Below are 16,848 nucleotides of genomic sequence, written 5' to 3'. Positions count from 1 at the left end.
CCGGTCGAGGACATGCCGTTCCTGGAGGACGGCACCCCGGTCGACATCATCCTCAACCCCCTCGGCGTGCCCGGCCGGATGAACGTCGGCCAGGTGCTCGAGATGCACCTGGGCTGGATCGCAGCCCGAGGCTGGGACATCTCCGGCGTCGAGGAGGCCTGGGCCGGGCGGCTGCGCGACAAGGGGCTCGACAGGGTGGAGCCGCGCACCAACATGGCCACCCCGGTCTTCGACGGCGCCCACGAGGAGGAGATCGTCGGCCTGCTCGACACCACCCTGCCCAACCGCGACGGGGATCGGCTGGTGCGGCGCAGTGGTAAGGCCCGGCTGTTCGACGGCCGCTCCGGTGAGCCGTTCCCCTACCCGATCGCTGTCGGCTACGTCTACATCCTCAAGCTGCTCCACCTGGTCGACGACAAGATCCACGCCCGTTCGACCGGTCCCTACTCCATGATCACCCAGCAGCCGCTCGGGGGTAAGGCCCAGTTCGGCGGCCAGCGCTTTGGTGAGATGGAGGTGTGGGCGCTGGAGGCCTACGGCGCCGCCTACGCCCTCCAGGAGCTCCTGACCATCAAGTCCGACGACGTCCTCGGCCGCGTGAAGGTCTACGAGGCCATCGTCAAGGGCGAGAACATTCCCGAGCCGGGCATCCCGGAGTCCTTCAAGGTCCTCATCAAGGAGATGCAGTCGCTCTGCCTCAACGTCGAGGTGCTCTCCAGCGACGGCATGTCCATCGAGATGCGCGACACCGACGAGGACGTCTTCCGCGCCGCGGAGGAGCTCGGCATCGACCTGTCCCGGCGTGAGCCGAGCAGCGTGGAAGAAGTCTGACGGTCCCGTACGCCGGCGCGGGCGTCCCAGGTCCGCGCCGGCCCGCTCGCCCGAGCGCCTCCACCCGGCTCGCGCGATGGATGTCCCCTTCATGATCAGTTTCCTACGGGTGCGGGTCGAGCCGGCGAACACTGCGTGTCCGGCCTTCTGTCGCGACGGACGGTTGGTCCAAGATCGACACCGGGCGGCGAATGATCCGCTCGAACCGGAAGGGGAAACGATGAAGAAACTGATCAGGACCGCAGTGGTGGGCATGGGCGTGGCGGCGGCGACCTTCGCCCTCGCACAGCCGGCCTCGGCCGCCTCGTTCACCTGGAACGTCGGTGACGGCACCGTCAGCTACAACGACGGCACGGACACCATCTGCGCCCAGGCGTACAACACCGAGGGTTCGCGCTGGGTGGAGGTGAAGCTGACCCCGGTCAACGGGGGAGGGCCCTCCTACACCTGGAGGGACAGCAACACCAGCCACCCGGGCGGCACGTGCCGGAGCCTGGCCACGGCATACGAGGACACCTCCTACCGCGCCACGGTCAGGACGTACTGGGGCGAGCGCGGCACCGTCGTGAGCCGCGGCAGCCGCACCTTCCACAGCTGACCGCCTCTCCAGTTGACCGCGCGGGCGGCGGCGCGGCGACGCGCCGCCGCCCCGATCGGCCCACGCGCCGCTGCGCCCCTCCTCCGCGCCTCTCCTTTGCGTCCCTCCTCTGCGTCCTTCCGCGCCACTCCTTCCGCGCCACTCTTCCGTGCCCCTTCGTGGGGCCGGCCAGCTTCCCCGACGTTCTTCTGCCGTTGATCCCGGCTTCAGTGCGCCGTCCCCCAGGACCGCCAGGATCGGCGTGATCGGGGACCCGCAGGCGGGCCGCGGGGCCGCCCGTCGCCTTCCCCGAGGATGTCTCGGCCCCGAGGAAGGCGGCACTCGCCCGCCTCGCGAAGGAGTACCCCATGCCAGGCAAGTTCCCGTCCGTGCTGGCTGCTGCCGTCATGGCCGCGGCGGCGCTCGCCGCTCCGGCCGCACCGGCTGCCGCGGCCGCCTCCACCTGCGCGGACGCGCCCGACGCTCCGATGACCCCCAGGGCGGTCTTCAACGATCCGGTGGGAGGCGACGGTGCCGCCATCGTTCGCACGCTCTGCGGCCTGGTCCGTCAGACGCCCGCCGGGGCCCGCATCCAGGTCGCCCACTTCGTCATGTCGGGCGCTGACGGCGCCGCGTTCGCCGACGAACTGATCAAGGCGGACCGGCGGGGCGTGGACGTCCGGGTCGTCGTCGACGGCGACAGCCGCGGTCAGGCGGTGGCCCGGCGGCTGGCGGACGCGCTCGGCACGGACACCTCGACCCGGTCGTGGTTGCACGTGTGCACCGGCCCGATGTCCGGCGGGACCGCCGCGTGCATCGGCGACAAGGGTCAGCACAACAAGTTCTACCTGTTCTCCCGCACGGGCGGCACGTCCGACGTGATCGTGCAGTCGTCGGCCAACCTGACCGATCTCAACTCCACCACCTACTGGAACAACGCGGTCGTCCTGCCGGGCAACAGGCGCCTGTACGCGGCGTACGACGCCTACTTCGCAGACCTGGCGGCCGAGCGGAAGAACCTCGACTACTACCGCGTCGTCCAGACCGGAGCCGCGGGCGGCGCCGTGCGAGCCTCGTTCTTCCCCAAGGCCGAGGGCGACCCGGTCGTCGACGAACTGGACAGGGTGTCCTGCGAGGGAGGCGCCACGGTCCGCGTCGGGATGTCGGAGTGGGACACCTCCCGCAAGGGGATCGCGGAGAAGCTGCGCGACCTGGCCACGCGGGGCTGCACGGTGCGGATCGTCTACGGGATCATGGACGAGGAGGTCAGGAACGTCTTCCGGGCCGAGCCGCGCATCGAGTCGCGCGTCCTGGGCAGCGGCGGCGCGCTGCCCGGTCGCCTGCACTCCAAGTATCTGCTGATCGAGGGCCCGGCCAACGGACACCGGGTGCTGACCGGCAGCCACAACTACAACCAGACCTCACTGCGCCGCAACGACGAGACGCTGCTGAGGCTCAACAGCAGGACGATCTACCAGCAGTACGTGCAGAACTTCGAGCGCCTGCGAGAGGTGGCCCCGCCGGCGCCCTGACGCGGCCATGGCCGGATCGGTGCCCGCAGGAGCGCGAGCGGGCGCCGTCGGCCCGGACGACATGACCGAGCGGCTGACAGACCCCAATTTTCCGGGCGAAATGCCGCAAAGGGACGATCATCTGCGATAGAAGGGCATGCGTACCATCGCCTCTCCCTGAAGGTGTACGTGAAGCACTTCCTTCGTCTCGTCACGGCTCCCCTGTTCGCCGGTGCCCTGCTCGTCAGCGGCACGGCCGGGCCCGCCACCGCGAACACCACCGCCGCGGACACGACCGCGAACACCACCGTGGACACCACCGAGACCGACGCCGAACTCGCCGCCGAGTGGCAGACCGCCTGGGACACCCACGCGTTCTACGACACCACACCCCCCGCCCCGGGCTCCGGCCGCAGCCGGGCCACCACCGAGATCTCCATTGAGATCGACCGGCCCGTCGGGCAGGTGTTCTCCGCCTACTCGAACCTCGACAACCACATCGGAGTCAACCCGTTCCTGAAGCGGGTCGCCACCCATGCGGACTCGCGCCGGCACGGCACCCGGTACGTCAACCTCACCGCCATCGAGGAGATCCCGTACCAGGGCACGACGGTCACCAACAAGGTGCACGCCCAGCAGCGCCTCCACACCGCGGGCTTCTTCTACGAGACCGACACGTGGTCCGAGCCCGACGTCGTCACCCACCAGATGATCACGTTCAAGCAGGTGGGCGACGGCAGGACACTGGTCACCGAGAAGCTCACCTTCGACGCGGACACCGCCCTGATCGACTTCGTCGCCGCCAACGGCACCGCCTCCCACCAGCAGACGCAGGCCGGTCTCAAGCAGGCGATCGAGCAGGGCGCCGGCTGACCCCAAGGCGGCGCGGCGCCCGTGCTCCGCGCCGCCCGTGCTCCGCGCCGCCCGTGCTCCGCGCCGCCCGGCCCGCAGATCTCGCGGTCCACGGCCAAGCGGGAGCGCGGCCCCGCTTGGCCGTAGACCTCCTTGGACGTCACCCTTGATGCGCCGCATCCCTTGATGAAGGAAAGTGACGCGTGGACGGACATGGCTGGCTGGCCGAGCGGTTCACCGAGCAACGGGCCCAACTGCGCGCGGTGGCCTACCGGATGCTCGGCTCGCTGAGCGAGGCCGACGACGCGCTGCAGGAGGCCTGGCTGCGCGCCTGCCGGGCCGATGCCGGCGAGGTGCGCAATCTCGCCGGGTGGCTGACCACGGTGGTGGCGCGGGTGTGCCTGAACATGCTGCGGTCGCGCGAGCACCGCCGCGAGGAGCCGCTGGACCTCCAGGTTGCTGATCCGCTGCTCGGCCCCGCCCCCGGAGGCGATCCCGAACAGGAGGCGGTGATGGCCGACTCGGTGGGAGTGGCGCTGCTGGTGGTGCTCGACACCCTGACACCGGCCGAGCGGGTCGCCTTCGTGCTGCACGACCTGTTCGCCGTGCCGTTCGAGGAGATCGCGCCGATGCTGGAGCGGTCAACGGAAGCCACCCGGAAGCTGGCCAGCCGCGCCCGCCGCAGGGTCAGGGGGAGCGCGTCGGCGCCCGCCGTCGACCTGGCTCGCCGGCGGGCGATCGTCGAAGCCTTCCTGTCCGCCACCCGCGGCAAGGACCTCCACGCGCTGATCACTCTGCTGCACCCGGATGTCGTGCTCCGGGCTGACAAGGCCGTCATCCCCACCCCCGAACCCGTCACCGTCCACGGAGCCGAGCCCGTCGCCGAAGGCGCGATGGCCGCCATGCGGCGGGCCCGGTTCACCGGACCCGCCCTCATCGACGGCGCCGTCGGCCTCGCGATGGCCCCGCACGGCCGCCTGCGCGTGGCGCTCACTTTCACCATCGCCGACGGCCTCATCACCGCCATCGACGTCATCGCCGAAACCGGCCGGCTCGACCGGCTGGAGGTGGCGGTCCTCAGCTGACCGCCTCCGCACCGGGGCTGGGAGGCGGGTCACCCGGATCCGCCTCCCTTCCCTCCCCTCGCGAGTGACGCACGTCACACGGATTCGGGGTCACATCGACACGGCGGGCCGGGTCAAGGCAGTGACGGACCTACCGATCACCCCGCGAGGAGCGCCTCAGATGTCCGCTGTTCACGTCGTCGTCACCGTTCTCACCGCCGCCTGGGTGGGCTTCTCCGCCTACTCCGTGCTGACCGGCGCCCCATGGGTCGTCGACTCGCTGGCCGAGTACGGCGTGCCCCGCTCATGGTGGCCCTGGCTCGGCTTCGCCAAGGGCGCCGGGGCGGCCGGCCTGCTGGCCGGCCTGCTCGTGCCCGCCGTCGGCGTCGTGGCCGGAACCGGCCTGGTGGTGTACTTTGCCGGCGCCGTCGTCACCGTGCTCCGCGCACGCTCCTACGCCCACGTTCCTTACCCGCTGCTGTACCTGGCGCCTGTCGTCGCCGCCCTCGCACTGGGAGCCGCCGCCTGACGGGTCGAGCCCCCCGCCCGCCGGGCGGCACCCGACGCGGTGACGGCCGCGACCGCCGGGGCCCCGCGCCGGCCCCTGCGTGCCGGGCAGGCCGTCTCCGCGCTCCCGTCTCCGCGCTCCCTCCGCAGGTGGCGTCGCTGTCATCGGCTCGCGCCGGTCCGGTCGGCGACGACCTCTATCCAGTAGCGGCCGTCGCGGTCGCGGTGGGCGCCGTGGATGTCGGTGGCCAGGTCGGGGAAGGCCCGGTCGAAGTCCTCCAACGCGCGCAGGTACGTGATCAGCGGGCCGTCGGCCGCGCCGGTCGCCTCACCGGGCATCAGCATGGGAATCCCCGGCGGGGTGACCACGACCGTGGCCGCCGCGATCCGACCGGCCAGCTCGGCCAACGGGACGCGTTCGGTGCGGGCCCGGATCATGGCCTGGTAGCACTCCGCGGGAGTCGACACCGGCTCGGGCAGGGTGGTGAACACCTGGTCGAGCAGCTTCCCGACCTCCGAGTCGCGCAGTTTCTCGTGGACCAGGGCGCAGAGCTTCCGCAGCGACATCGCGGGCGGCCCGAAGCCGGGGAGCACGTCGGCCAGCGGCAGGTCGCCGTCGTAGGCGTTCTTGAAGTCGGTCAGCGCGTCGATCAGCGTGCCCCACTTGCCCTTGGTGATCCCCATGGAGAACAGCACCAGCAGCGTGTGGTCGCCCGTCTTCTCCACCACGATGCCGCGCCGCTGGAGGTAGGCCGCCACGACGCGGGCCGGGATGCCCCAGCCGAGGGTGCCTGTGGCGGCGTCGGCGCCGGGACAGGTGATCGTCACCTTGACCGGGTCGAGCAGAGCGTAACCTTCGGCCATCCCGTCGAACCCGTGCCAGGAGGCCCCCGCCGCCAGAGTCCAGCACCGGGGCTCGGCGCAGAGCAGTTCGAGGTCGGCCTCGGCGAACGGGACGACCTGGCCGGTGCGCGGGTCGGTGACCGAAGGGGGCTGCCAGACGCCGAAGAACCACTCGGGCCGCGTGCCGTCCTCACGCATGCGGGCGGCCAGCCGCACCATGGCCTGCCGGAACCGGACCGCCTCGACGATCGCCTCCCCCGTGAGGAACGGCCCCGACGGGCCGTCCATCATCGCAGCCGCGACGTCCAGTGAGGCGATCATCGGATACAGCGGCGAGGTGGAGGCGTGCATGAGGTAGGTCTCGTTGAACGCGTCGTAGTCGACCGGCGCCCGCGGTCCGGGACGGACGTGCAGCATCGCCGCCTGCGACAGCGCGGCCAGCAGCTTGTGCGTCGACTGGGTGGCGAACACGGTGGGCCGGCCCGGCCCCGGCAGCGTGCGCTCGTCGATCGCCATGCCGTATCGGCCGGCGTAGAGGGGGTGGAACCGGCCGTAGGCGAACCAGGCCTCGTCGAAGTGCAGCCGCGGCACGCTCGCGCCCAGCAGCTCGCCGACCCGCACGGCGTCGTAGCACACCCCGTCGTAGGTGGAATTGGTGATCACGGCGTAGGCCGGCTCGCCGCCGGCGAAGGGGTGCGCGCTCAGCCGGGCGCGGATCGCGCCGGACTCCAGGACGGCGGGCGGGATGGGACCCGCCAGCCCGAGGCCGTTGCGCTCGGGCACGAGGTAGACCGGCCGGGCGCCGCTGATGGCCAGCGCGTGCTGGACCGACTTGTGGCAGTTGCGGTCCACCAGCACGGTGTCGTCGCGGGCGATCGCGTGGTGGCCGACGATGCGGTTGGCCGTGGAGTTGCCGTTGACCACGAAGAACGTGCGATCGGCGCCGAAGACGCGGGCGGCGTTGCGCTCGGCCGCGCCGATCGGGCCGGTGTGGTCGAGCGGAGAACCGAGTTCGGTGACGGAGATGGACAGGTCGGTGCGCAGCAACCGCTCGCCGTAGAAGTCGAAGAACGCACGCCCCACCGGCGACTTGAGGAACGCGACGCCGCCGGCGTGCGCCGGCGTGTGCCAGGAGTAGTGGTGGTGGTCCTGAAGGCGGCGCAACGCGCCGAAGAACGGCGGCAGGATCTGCTCGGTGTACTGGTCGGCCGCGCGGGCGATCCGCCCGGCGATGAACTGCGGAGTGTCCTCCAGGGGGAAGACGTAGCCCTGGATGACCTCGTACACCCACAGCGGGAGCTCCTGCTCCCGGGTCATCAGGAAGACGGGCAGCCCCCGGAACCGTCCGGCCACCGCGCCCAGCAGCTCCTCGGCGCCCGCCGCGTCCCACGCCGCCAGTATCGCCGTCAACGACGCGTCGGACCCGACCACGGCCAGGGCGTCCTCGGGCCGGTGCGTCCAGCGCACGTGGAGGCCGAGCTCGTCCATCGCGGCGCACACGCGGCGCAGTTGCTCGGCCAGCGCCGAGTCGGCGTCGCGGCGTTCGGTGACGGCGGCGAGAACCGTACGCTCCATGGGGCACTCCGTAGTCGCACAGGGGGCAGGGCATCGGCAAGACTAACGCACGGTCATCGAACGGCAACACTGGGTTAAATTCGCGGGCGGTGACCGGGTGAGTCGCCTGCCCGGGTCCTGGTGCGAGGCTGAAACCGCGTCAAGAAACGTGCCGGACCAGAGGTTCGGTGCGTGCTCCAGAGTCAAGATCAGCCCAAGACCGGCTGAGGATCGGGACTTGGCGAGTGGCACGTGAGTCTGCCACGCCGAACGTTGTGGTGGATTTGCCCCATCAGGTGACCGATCGGCCCGGCCCGAGGTCGTGCACGTGCCCGACCGGCTGTGCTCGGGCGGCGCGGCACGCGCGCCGCGCCGGACGGCGGCCGGGCGGCGACACGACACGCGAACGACGGGGGACTCTCATGATCCGACAGGATGAGCCGGGCGAGAACGGCCTGGTCAACGTCACCTTCACGTTGCCGGCGGAGATCTCCGGCCCGGTCTCGGTGGTGGGCGACTTCAACGACTGGGACGCCTACGCCGATCCCATGACCCGCACCCAGCACGGCGCGCACCGCGCGGTCGTCGCCCTGCCCCAGGGCTCCACCATCTGTTTCCGCTACCTGGCCGACGGCGGGGTCTGGCTGGACGACCCGGACGCCGACTCCCGCGACGAGCGCGGCGGCATCGTCCACGTCGCCACCGCCCGCAGCGACAAGCCGGTCCGCGCCCGCGCCGCGGGCACGAACCCGGCTGCGGCGTCGACCTGACCTCGGCGTCAACCTGACCTCGGGGTCGGGCACGGTGTCGGGCGGCCGCCCGGCCTGCCACACCCCGCCCGGGCCGCCGCGCACGGCCGCCCGGCTCGCTGTCGCACGGGTAAATCCAGGTGCGGCGGGTCGGTGGGGTGGTGTGTGATCTGACAGTGGCGATCGAGATGGGCAGGCCGGGGGCCGACGGGCTCGGCGACGTGGCGCGGCTGTTGGGGGAGTGGCAGTACGACGGAGGGCCCGTGCAACTGCATCCGGGGGATGTGGGGTGGTTCTGGCGGTTCGGCGCGGAGCGGACGGCGGAGGCGTTGCGAACCTGGAGCCGGGCCGGGAGGGTTGTGGCGGTCGGGCTGCTGGATGGCGCGGAGTTGCTGCGGTTGGCGTTCGCCCCGGAGGCGTTGCGGGACGAGGAACTGGCGCGGCGGGTGGTCGAGGACGTCTCGGAGCCCGCACGTGGAGTGCTGCCCCAGGGCAAGGCGTACGTCGAGGCGCCTACGGGTGCTCTTGTCCAGGAGCTGTTGTTCCAGGACGGCTGGGAGAGCGGCGAGCCGTGGACGCCGCTCCGGCGCGACCTCGGCGCGCCTGTGCCGGATCCCGGCGTACGCGTCGAGGTGATCGGGCCCGAACAGGCCCACGAGTGGGCCGCGGTCCTGCGGGCGTCCTTCGACGGGTCGACGTTCGGTGACGAGCGCTGGCACGCGATGGCGGCGGGCGCGCCGTACGCCGACGCGCGGTGCCTGCTCCTCCGCGGCGAGCGGGGTGAGGCGGTGGCGGTCGTGACGGTGTGGTCGGCGGGTGAAGGCAGACCCGGGCTGATCGAGCCGATGGGGGTGCATCGGGCACACCGCCGTCACGGTCACGGCCGCGCGATCACGTTCGCCGCGGCACGCGCACTGCGGGAGCTGGGTGCGTCCAGCGTGGACGTGTGCACGCCGAGCTCCAACACCGGCGCCGTCGCGACCTACCGCTCGGCCGGCCTTGAGCGGTTGCCCGAGAGACGTGACCTGTGCCGCGACGCTTCCTGAGGCTTTCGTCGTCGGGCCGGAGGCGGGCCCGGCCGAGGTCCGACGAGAGATCGGCCCGTCGCCGGGAGCGCGTCGGCTGATCACTTCGGCCGTACCGACGCCTCGGCCCGATCGTGGTCCTCGACCCATGGGCCGGTCCGGGCATGGCCCAGCCGCTCCAGCACGGCATCCCGCTGCGCCGGTGACAGCGGCACCTCCGGGTGGTCGCGGGGCTCTACGTCGCTGGCGACGATGCCGTCATCGTCGAGGATCTCGAACGCGTCTCCGCGGGTGACGCCGAGGGCCTCGTCGGCCGGGTCCGGGTACATGCGCGCGACACGGCGTTTCACGAGCCGGTTCCTCCAGTCCTGCCGGTATGAGGACGTAGGGCCTGTATACCCCGAATGGCTGTCGTGACGATCGGCCGCTCGCGTACGCCGGCCTCCGCGGACGGACCCGGTGACCGGCTCTGCGGTCGCCTGCAGCAGGATGGAGTGACCGCGACCCCAGGAGAACGATGTTCGCCCACCCGTCCCCGCCGCCCGCCGTCGTCACCTACCAGGCTCCCTGCGGCGACCACAACGACCTGGCCATGACGGCCGCAGGCACGCTCGGCCGGGCACTCGCCGAACGCCTCGCCGTACCCGTGCAGGCCGTCGGTGTTCCCGCCCCCGTCCCGGACGGCGGGTGGGAGGAGGCGCTCGACGGGGCCGGCCCGGACCTGGCCGCGCTGGCCGATCGCTACCGGTCCGTGCTCGCCGGGGGCCACCGTCCGTACGGGGCGCTGTCCCGGTGCGCCGCGGCCCTCGCCACCCTGCCCGTGGTGACCGGGAGCCGCCCGGACGCGGTCGTGGTGTGGATGGACGCCCACGGCGACATCCACACCCCGGACACCACAGGCACCGGCTATCTGGGCGGCATGGCCCTGTCGGGGCCGCTCGGCTGGTGGGACTCCGGTCACGGCGCCGGGGTCGGCGACGGGCGGGCGGTCCTCGTCGGCGCCCGCGACCTCGACCCCGCCGAGACGGCCGCCGTCGAGGGCGGCCGGATCGCCTGTCTGCCGCCCGGCCCCGGCCTCGCGGCGGAGCTGGCCGCATGGATCGACGGCCGGCCCGTCTATCTGCACCTCGACTGCGACGTGCTGGAGCCGGGCATCGTGCCCACCGACTACCGCGTTCCCGGAGGGCTGACGCTCGACGACCTGCACGCCGTCTGCCTGGCCGTGACGGCGGCCGCCCCGCTCGTCGGGGCGGAGTTCGCCGAGTACGAGGGGTTCGACCGTGCCACCGGCCGGCACGTGCCGCCCGGCGACCTGCTCGACGCGCTCAGCCCGCTCTGGTCCGGGGAGCAGGGGCCGTTTCCGGTCGTCGGGTGACTGGTCGGTGAGGGGGCGGGTCCCGTCCGGCCGCGACGCCGCAGGAGGCTGACCGTCACGCGCCCGCGCGGTCGAGGAAGTCGGCGATGAGCGGGGCGATCTCCGGCAGGTGCTCCTCCAGGGCGAAGTGGCCGGTGTCGAACAGGTGCAGCTCCGCGCCGGGCAGATCGCGCAGGTAGGCGCGGGCGCCGGGTTCGGGGAAGAACGGGTCGCGGGCGCCCCAGGTGATGAGGGTGGGCGGGGTGTGCCCGCGCAGCCATGCCTGCCACTCGCCGTAACGCTCGACGTTGGTGTGGTAGTCGAGGGCGAGGGCGACTTGGGCCTCCTTGCGGCCGGGCAGGTCGAGGAAGTGCTGGTCGAGTGTCCAGCCGTCGGGGGAGAGCAGTTCGGGGTCGCCGGCGCCGGTCTCGTACTGGCCGCGGGTGCCCTCCAGGGTGAGCAGGCCGCGGACCGTCTCCTCGGCGCCCGCCTGCCCGGCGCGCAGGGCGACGAACTGGCGGGCGCCCGCTGACAGCCCCTCCTCGTAGGCGTTGCCGTTCTGCACGACGAGGCCGGCGATCCAGTCGGGGTGGCGGGTGGCGAGCCGGAAGCCGACCGGCGCCCCGAAGTCGAAGACGTACATGGCGAACCGGGTCAGGCCGAGCTGCTCCACGAAGCCCTCGACCACGTCGGCGAGCCGGTCGAAGGTGTAGGTGAACCCCTCCGGCGCCTCGGTGTGCCCGAAGCCCGGATAGTCGGGCGCGATCAGCCGGTAGCGGTCGCCGAGCGCGTCGATCACGCGGCGGAACTGGTGCGAGGCGGAGGGGAACCCGTGCAGGAGCAGCAGCACGGGCGCGTCGGGCCGCTCGGGGAGCGATTCGCGGTAGAAGACGCGAACCCCGTCGACGTCGAGGTGCCGGTGCGCGGTCCGGGCGATGAGCGGATATGTCATGACTAATGCCTTCCAGTGCGTTTGATGCATTAGTTGTAATGGCTCATGCTCTAATGCGTCAACCCGAAGGCGTACCATTAGAAGCATGAGCCCACTCACCGGGGAGCTCCTGCCGCTCGACCTGGTCAACACCCGCCCGGCCACGGGCGACCTGCTCGCCACCTCCGCCGACCTGCGCGCCTGGCTGGAGCTCCAGTCCGACCGGCTGACCGAGCAGTTCACCGACCTCACCGCCGCCGACCTGGCCGCTGTGCGGGCCGTACGCGAACACACCGCCGCCGCCCTGGAGCACGCCCGCCACGGCAGGCGGCCCTCCGACGCCGACCTGGCGGCGCTCAACGAGGCGCAGCGCGCCGCACCCGCCATCACCGAACTGGCCTGGACCGGCGCGACGGTCACCGCCACCCGCCGGCGCACCGGCCCGGCCGGACCGCGCCTGGCCGCCTGGCTCGCCGAGGCAGCCGCCGGCCTGCTGGCCGACCCGGCCGTGACCACGGTCCGCCAGTGCGCGGCCGACGACTGCGTGCTGCTCTTCCTGCCCGCCCACCCGCGCCGCCGCTGGTGCTCGGCCACCCGCTGCGGCAACCGCGCCCGCGTCGCCCGCCACTACCATCGGCACCGGCCGGCCTGACGCCCGGACCACCCCCGCATCCCGGCGAAAGGACCCAACCGTGACCGCAGCCATGGACCCGGGCCGCCGCGCATGCAGGGTGTACCGCACCCGTCCCCAGGGCGGTCCGGTGAGGGGGCCCGCGGGGTTCAGGGGAGGTTGAGCTGCCAGGACACGCCGAACCGGTCGTTGACCCAGCCGAACCGGGTGCTGAAGCCGTAGGAGCCGAGCGGCATCAGCGCCCCTCCCTTCTCCTCCAGCGCCGCGTACAGCCGTTCGATCTCCGCCTCCGACTCGCACGTCACGTACAGCGAGATCGCGGGGGTGAAGGTGAAGTCGTGCCGCACGTTGCTGTCGATGGCCATGTAGGGCTGTCCCGCGAGGGTGAAGACGGCGTGCTGGACCGTGCCCTCCGCGCCGGGCTGGCCGGGGCCGTAGCGGGTGATGGAGACGACCTCGGCGTCGTCGAACAGCGACATGTAGAACGTCATCGCCTCCTCGGCCTGCCCCTGGAACATCAGGAACGTCGTGATCTTCTGCGTCATGTCGGCACTCCTCCTGTGTGGTGCGGCGATCTGCGAACGAGTGTTTCAGTCACCCCTTATATAAGTCAAGGTTGATAAATGGATGAGATAGGGTCGGCCGATATGTCCGCATGCCTTCCACGCCGGCGACGGGCGGGGACCGCCATCGCCGTGGCCCTGGCCGCCGTCCTCGGTCTGGGGACTGCCGTCCACCTGTCGGTGCGCACCGAAGGTTCGCCCCGGCAGACGGCGTCCGCGTTCCTGACGGCCTGGCAGCGTGGCGACCTGCCCGCCATGAAGGCCCAGGTGCTGGAACCGCCACGAGACTTCGACCGCGTCTACGACGCCTTCACGCGGGGATCCCAGGCCAGGAAGATCACGGTTCGGGACATCCGCGTCCGTCCCGAGGCAGACCGCGATTTCGGGCAGGCCGCCACCTACCACGCCACCTTCTCCGTCACCCTCGACGGCCCGGTCCCCTACTCCTACGACGGATCCCTGGAGATCATCGACTTCGACCGCGCCTGGAGGATCCACTGGGATCCGACGGCGATCCACCCCGACCTGCAGGGGATCGGCTCCGGTGAGGTGCGGCAGATCCGCGTCGTCCCCCAGGCCGACGGTTCCTCCCGCCTGGTCCTGCTGGAGACGCGGGCGAAGGGGGAGCAGGCGGGATCCCTCTTCGCCGACGAGGGCCTCAAGCTGGTCGCGATCCTGGCCGACTCGGCCCAGCCGGGGGCCACCGGCTAGAGGCGGGGGTCACCGGCAGAGCGGGGCCGGGCCACCCGCCACGCTCGGGCTCGTCGTCAGTGTCCGCACCTGGTCCGCCGTTCCTGAGGCGTCCGGGCGGCGTCTGGTCAGGCCCGGCCCGCGGGCACGGTCGGGGCCGGCCGTCGCCCCGAGCGCGATCAGTAGCCTGGACGTCCAGACCCCCGGCTCCCGAGGACGGACCCGATGCAGCCCGAGCCGCCGCTTCCCGCGCTGACCCGCGCCGAGCAGGACTTCCTCCATCACTACCTGCGGATCCTCGAACTCCTGGGCCGGATCAACCCGGCCTCCGCCGAGCACACCTACACCGGCGTCAACGCCTCCCAGGCGCTGGTGACCGAGGCCGCCAGGCTCCGCGACGCGCTCACGCTGATGTACGACAGGGACGAGAAGGAGATCCACTCCGAGCCGCTCGTCCGAGCCCTCCGGATCCTCGGCGCGGAAGACCGCCTCCGCCGCCTCTCGCTGCGCCCGCCCGGGAGAGGTGGCGGTTTGCCGTAACGAACGTGACGGACTACCGCCATGGTCACGAGGGGGGCGCGGAACCTAGCGTCGACGGGTGATCAGAAACACCCTCGCCGCGGTCCTCCTCGCTCTGCTCCCCACGTCCTCCGGTCACGCGCCGCCACCCCGCATCACCCCCGCGGCGGTGGACGCGTTCGTCGAGCGCTACCGCGAGGCGACCGGCCTGCCCGGGGCCGCGGTCGCGGTCACCCTGGGGACGCGGGTGATCCACGCCGCCGGGTACGGCCGGACCGCCTCCGGCCACCCCCTGACCGCCGACACCCCGATGGCCGTCGCGTCGGTCAGCAAGTCCTTCACCTCCCTCGCCGTCATGCAACTGGTCGAGAAGGGCGCCGTCGACCTCGACCGGCCGGTGCGCGACTACCTGCGCGAGTTCGCCATGGCGGATCCACGGGCGGCGAAGATCACCGTACGGCAGTTGCTCCACCAGACGTCGGGCATGGCCGACTCCGCGTTCCGCGAGAAGAGCCTGCCCCAGCCGGACACCCTCGAAGGGGCCGTGGCGCGGCTCAGGTCGGCCCGGCTCGCCGCGGAGCCGGGCACGACCTTCAACTACCACAACACCAACTACCAGGTCGCCGCGCGACTCGTCGAGGTCGTGAGCGGCGAGCCGTTCGCGGCCTACCTGGACGCGCACGTGTTCGAGCCGCTCGGCATGCGGCACAGCACGACCATCGACACCGATCGCGACCTGCCCGGCAGCGCCCGGGGTCACCTGTACGTCCTCGGCCGGGCCGTCGCCCTGCCGGAGCCGGCCGGGTTCGGCAACGGCTCGGGGGGAGTCCTCAGCACCGCGAACGACATGGCCCGGTGGCTGATCGCGCAGCACCGGGGCGTGCTGCCTCCCCGCGGCGTCAAGGAGCTGCGCACACCGTCCGAACAGAACGATTCCTACGCCCTCGGCTGGTCCCTCGGCAGGACCGCGCGGGGCACGCCGGTCATCGAGCACGGAGGCGACCTCTTCACCTCCACGGCCCACCAGTCGCTGCTGCCGGACTCCGGGTACGGCGTGGCCGTCATGGCCAACACCGGCATGGCCTTCTCCGACGCCGGCGCCCTCATGGACGGCCTGGTCGCGATGATCGAGGGAGCCGAGCCGCAGATCCCCTCCGCGTCGCCCACGCTCGTCGTCGACGTCGTGTTCGCGCTGCTGACGGCGGCGACCGTGGGGCTTGCCGCGCGCGGCGTGGCACGTTCGCGGCGGTGGGCCGCCCGCCGTACGGGATGGCGGCGCTGGGGGCTGCTGCCCTACCTGGCGCCCCTTGCCCTGTGCGTGATGATCGCCCCGGTCTTCCGGGTGCTGGCCCGGGGCCGCGACATCATGGGGATCCAGGTGGCCTACCTCTACCCGACCTTCATGATCTGGCTGGTGGCGGCCGCCGCGGCGGGCGTGGCGGTGGTGGTGGCCCGGCTCGCCGGCGCGGCGCGGCTCCGGCGGCGCTGAGCCGCCGCGGGTCCCCGGGGCGGGACGAGGTTCAGCCGCGGGCGATGATGTCGCCGATCAAGGTCACCACGTCGAAGTCGTTGGTCAGCCGGTTCTTGGTGATGGCGACGGCGACGCCGGTGGCGGTGTCGGCGTAGGCGGCGCTGCCGCCGGCCCCGGCCATGCCGAACACCGTCGGCGTCCGCTCCGCCGATGAGTCGGGCCGGCCGATACCGTAGCCGAGCCCCCACGTCGACGGCATGCCGAACACCTCGTCCACGCCGCCGGACGCCACGGCCGTCACCTCGCGCAGCCGTTCGGGCGAGATCAGGCGCGTCCCGTCCACCTCGCCGAGCAGCGCCGCGTACATGCGGGCGATGGCCCTGGCGGAGGTCTTGCCGCCGGCGGGGATGTCGGCGGACAGGTAGTCGGGCCGGTTGCCCAGCTCGGCGGTGGGCATCAGGGTCATCGGGCCCGCCCTGAACATCGGCAGGTCCGCCGGCATGTCGTCGAACGACGGCAGGTCCGCCCCCGGCTCCACGGGGGCGTCCTCCAGCCGCGCCAGCCGGTGGTGCTCGGTGGCGGGCATGCCGAAGTAGAGCTCGTCGGCCACGCCGAGCGGCCCGCTCACCTCCTCGCGCAGCACCTGCGAGACGGGCTTGCCGGTGGCCCGCCGGACGATCTCGCCGACGAGGAAGCCGAACGTGTAGGCGTGGTAGCCCATCTTCGTGCCCGGCTCCCACCACAGCTCGGCGTCCTCCAGCGCGGCGACCATGGTCGCCCAGTCGCAGACGTCCTCGGGCGTCGTGTGCGGCGGGACGCCGGGCACCCCCGCCGTGTGCGACAGCACGTGGCGTACGGTCACGCCGCCCTTGCCGTGCGCGGCGAACTCCGGCCACAGCTCCGCCACGGGAGTGTCGTAACCGAACAGGCCGCGCTCGGCGAGCACGTGCGCGACGGTCGCGGTCGCGCCCTTGCCGATGGAGAAGTTGTAGAAGGGGGTGCCGGAGGTGACGGGCCGCCCGGTCGCGGGGTCGGCCACGCCCGCCACCACGTCCACCACCTGCTCGCCGCCCCGGTAGACGGCCACCTGAAGGCCTCGCTCCCGGCCCGACCCGACCAGTTCGTCGGCGGCTTCCTGCACCTGCTTCTGAAGATCGCTCATGACCATCCGTCCAT

At 72.2% G+C, this 16,848-nt stretch carries 17 protein-coding genes and 1 pseudogene; 13 read left to right on the top strand and 5 right to left on the bottom strand.

Annotation, left to right across the window (positions count from 1 at the left end):
• The 6 genes and pseudogenes from ACGF0J_RS09845 to ACGF0J_RS09820 form a co-directional block, all read left to right on the top strand.
• Nucleotides 1-831 (top strand): annotated as a pseudogene (locus ACGF0J_RS09845) (DNA-directed RNA polymerase subunit beta); the annotation flags it as partial.
• Nucleotides 832-1,051: 220 nt separating this feature from the next.
• Nucleotides 1,052-1,429, top strand: a complete 378-nt coding sequence (locus tag ACGF0J_RS09840; protein ID WP_393143886.1) for a hypothetical protein — start codon at nucleotides 1,052-1,054, stop codon at nucleotides 1,427-1,429.
• A gap of 347 nt (nucleotides 1,430-1,776) precedes the next feature.
• Nucleotides 1,777-2,940, top strand: coding sequence for a phospholipase D-like domain-containing protein (locus tag ACGF0J_RS09835; RefSeq protein ID WP_393143884.1), 1,164 nt, complete (start codon nucleotides 1,777-1,779; stop codon nucleotides 2,938-2,940).
• Nucleotides 2,941-3,108: 168 nt separating this feature from the next.
• Nucleotides 3,109-3,792, top strand: a complete 684-nt coding sequence (locus ACGF0J_RS09830) for a hypothetical protein (protein ID WP_393143882.1) — start codon at nucleotides 3,109-3,111, stop codon at nucleotides 3,790-3,792.
• 182 nt (nucleotides 3,793-3,974) lie between these two features.
• Complete coding sequence (locus tag ACGF0J_RS09825) at nucleotides 3,975-4,856, top strand: sigma-70 family RNA polymerase sigma factor (RefSeq protein ID WP_393143880.1); 882 nt, start codon at nucleotides 3,975-3,977, stop codon at nucleotides 4,854-4,856.
• Between the two features lie 160 nt (nucleotides 4,857-5,016).
• The gene (locus ACGF0J_RS09820; RefSeq protein WP_393143878.1) at nucleotides 5,017-5,364 is read left to right on the top strand and encodes a DoxX family protein; all 348 of its coding nucleotides are present in this window, start codon (nucleotides 5,017-5,019) and stop codon (nucleotides 5,362-5,364) included.
• Between the two features lie 140 nt (nucleotides 5,365-5,504).
• Here ACGF0J_RS09820 and ACGF0J_RS09815 read toward each other — a convergent pair whose 3' ends face one another.
• Nucleotides 5,505-7,760 (bottom strand): Orn/Lys/Arg decarboxylase N-terminal domain-containing protein, encoded by a 2,256-nt coding sequence (locus ACGF0J_RS09815; RefSeq protein ID WP_393143876.1) that lies wholly within the window; start codon nucleotides 7,758-7,760, stop codon nucleotides 5,505-5,507.
• A gap of 401 nt (nucleotides 7,761-8,161) precedes the next feature.
• Between ACGF0J_RS09815 and ACGF0J_RS09810 the strand changes: the two genes are divergently transcribed.
• Together ACGF0J_RS09810 and ACGF0J_RS09805 are read left to right on the top strand one after the other, a co-directional pair.
• Complete coding sequence (locus tag ACGF0J_RS09810; RefSeq protein ID WP_393143874.1) at nucleotides 8,162-8,509, top strand: isoamylase early set domain-containing protein; 348 nt, start codon at nucleotides 8,162-8,164, stop codon at nucleotides 8,507-8,509.
• A gap of 155 nt (nucleotides 8,510-8,664) precedes the next feature.
• Complete coding sequence (locus ACGF0J_RS09805) at nucleotides 8,665-9,534, top strand: GNAT family N-acetyltransferase (protein WP_393143872.1); 870 nt, start codon at nucleotides 8,665-8,667, stop codon at nucleotides 9,532-9,534.
• A gap of 80 nt (nucleotides 9,535-9,614) precedes the next feature.
• On the opposite strand, the gene ACGF0J_RS09800 is transcribed toward ACGF0J_RS09805, so the two are convergent.
• Nucleotides 9,615-9,863 carry a hypothetical protein gene (locus ACGF0J_RS09800; RefSeq protein ID WP_393143870.1) on the bottom strand — a complete coding sequence of 83 codons (249 nt, stop codon included), beginning with the start codon at nucleotides 9,861-9,863 and terminating at the stop codon, nucleotides 9,615-9,617.
• Nucleotides 9,864-10,030: 167 nt separating this feature from the next.
• Between ACGF0J_RS09800 and ACGF0J_RS09795 the strand changes: the two genes are divergently transcribed.
• Complete coding sequence (locus ACGF0J_RS09795; RefSeq protein WP_393143868.1) at nucleotides 10,031-10,888, top strand: arginase family protein; 858 nt, start codon at nucleotides 10,031-10,033, stop codon at nucleotides 10,886-10,888.
• 55 nt (nucleotides 10,889-10,943) lie between these two features.
• Here the strand turns inward: ACGF0J_RS09795 and ACGF0J_RS09790 are convergent, their stop codons facing one another.
• A complete protein-coding gene (locus ACGF0J_RS09790; protein WP_393143866.1) occupies nucleotides 10,944-11,819 on the bottom strand; it encodes an alpha/beta fold hydrolase in 876 nt (291 codons plus the stop codon).
• Nucleotides 11,820-11,904: 85 nt separating this feature from the next.
• Between ACGF0J_RS09790 and ACGF0J_RS09785 the strand changes: the two genes are divergently transcribed.
• A complete protein-coding gene (locus ACGF0J_RS09785; protein ID WP_393143864.1) occupies nucleotides 11,905-12,450 on the top strand; it encodes a CGNR zinc finger domain-containing protein in 546 nt (181 codons plus the stop codon).
• Nucleotides 12,451-12,578: 128 nt separating this feature from the next.
• On the opposite strand, the gene ACGF0J_RS09780 is transcribed toward ACGF0J_RS09785, so the two are convergent.
• Nucleotides 12,579-12,974, bottom strand: coding sequence for a VOC family protein (locus ACGF0J_RS09780; RefSeq protein ID WP_393143862.1), 396 nt, complete (start codon nucleotides 12,972-12,974; stop codon nucleotides 12,579-12,581).
• A gap of 102 nt (nucleotides 12,975-13,076) precedes the next feature.
• Between ACGF0J_RS09780 and ACGF0J_RS09775 the strand changes: the two genes are divergently transcribed.
• The 3 genes from ACGF0J_RS09775 to ACGF0J_RS09765 all read left to right on the top strand — a co-directional run bounded on the left by ACGF0J_RS09775 (nucleotide 13,077) and on the right by ACGF0J_RS09765 (nucleotide 15,690).
• On the top strand, nucleotides 13,077-13,703 hold the full coding sequence (locus ACGF0J_RS09775; protein ID WP_393143860.1) for an NTF2-like N-terminal transpeptidase domain-containing protein: 627 nt from the start codon (nucleotides 13,077-13,079) through the stop codon (nucleotides 13,701-13,703).
• A 204-nt stretch (nucleotides 13,704-13,907) separates the two neighbouring features.
• Entirely contained in the window at nucleotides 13,908-14,222 is a 315-nt protein-coding gene (locus ACGF0J_RS09770) for a hypothetical protein (RefSeq protein WP_393143858.1), read from the top strand.
• 58 nt (nucleotides 14,223-14,280) lie between these two features.
• A complete protein-coding gene (locus ACGF0J_RS09765) occupies nucleotides 14,281-15,690 on the top strand; it encodes a serine hydrolase domain-containing protein (protein WP_393143856.1) in 1,410 nt (469 codons plus the stop codon).
• 31 nt (nucleotides 15,691-15,721) lie between these two features.
• Here the strand turns inward: ACGF0J_RS09765 and ACGF0J_RS09760 are convergent, their stop codons facing one another.
• Entirely contained in the window at nucleotides 15,722-16,834 is a 1,113-nt protein-coding gene (locus ACGF0J_RS09760; protein WP_393143854.1) for a serine hydrolase domain-containing protein, read from the bottom strand.
• Nucleotides 16,835-16,848 lie beyond the last annotated feature (14 nt).

Origin of the sequence: Nonomuraea sp. NPDC047897 (genome assembly GCF_043204415.1) — a bacterium.
Lineage (GTDB): Bacteria > Actinomycetota > Actinomycetes > Streptosporangiales > Streptosporangiaceae > Nonomuraea.
The sequence above is the reverse complement of the archived record's forward strand: the minus strand, read 5'-3'. Positions and strand labels throughout refer to the sequence as shown.

Bases quoted from the DNA above. Each gene is read 5' to 3' on its own strand.
- ACGF0J_RS09840 (WP_393143886.1), top strand. From the start codon at position 1,052: ATGAAGAAACTGATCAGGACCGCAGTGGTGGGCATGGGCGTGGCGGCG.
- ACGF0J_RS09835 (WP_393143884.1), top strand. From the start codon at position 1,777: ATGCCAGGCAAGTTCCCGTCCGTGCTGGCTGCTGCCGTCATGGCCGCG.
- ACGF0J_RS09820 (WP_393143878.1), top strand. From the start codon at position 5,017: ATGTCCGCTGTTCACGTCGTCGTCACCGTTCTCACCGCCGCCTGGGTG.
- ACGF0J_RS09815 (WP_393143876.1), bottom strand. From the start codon at position 7,760: ATGGAGCGTACGGTTCTCGCCGCCGTCACCGAACGCCGCGACGCCGAC.
- ACGF0J_RS09810 (WP_393143874.1), top strand. From the start codon at position 8,162: ATGATCCGACAGGATGAGCCGGGCGAGAACGGCCTGGTCAACGTCACC.
- ACGF0J_RS09795 (WP_393143868.1), top strand. From the start codon at position 10,031: ATGTTCGCCCACCCGTCCCCGCCGCCCGCCGTCGTCACCTACCAGGCT.
- ACGF0J_RS09790 (WP_393143866.1), bottom strand. From the start codon at position 11,819: ATGACATATCCGCTCATCGCCCGGACCGCGCACCGGCACCTCGACGTC.
- ACGF0J_RS09785 (WP_393143864.1), top strand. From the start codon at position 11,905: ATGAGCCCACTCACCGGGGAGCTCCTGCCGCTCGACCTGGTCAACACC.
- ACGF0J_RS09780 (WP_393143862.1), bottom strand. From the start codon at position 12,974: ATGACGCAGAAGATCACGACGTTCCTGATGTTCCAGGGGCAGGCCGAG.
- ACGF0J_RS09775 (WP_393143860.1), top strand. From the start codon at position 13,077: ATGTCCGCATGCCTTCCACGCCGGCGACGGGCGGGGACCGCCATCGCC.
- ACGF0J_RS09770 (WP_393143858.1), top strand. From the start codon at position 13,908: ATGCAGCCCGAGCCGCCGCTTCCCGCGCTGACCCGCGCCGAGCAGGAC.
- ACGF0J_RS09760 (WP_393143854.1), bottom strand. From the start codon at position 16,834: ATGAGCGATCTTCAGAAGCAGGTGCAGGAAGCCGCCGACGAACTGGTC.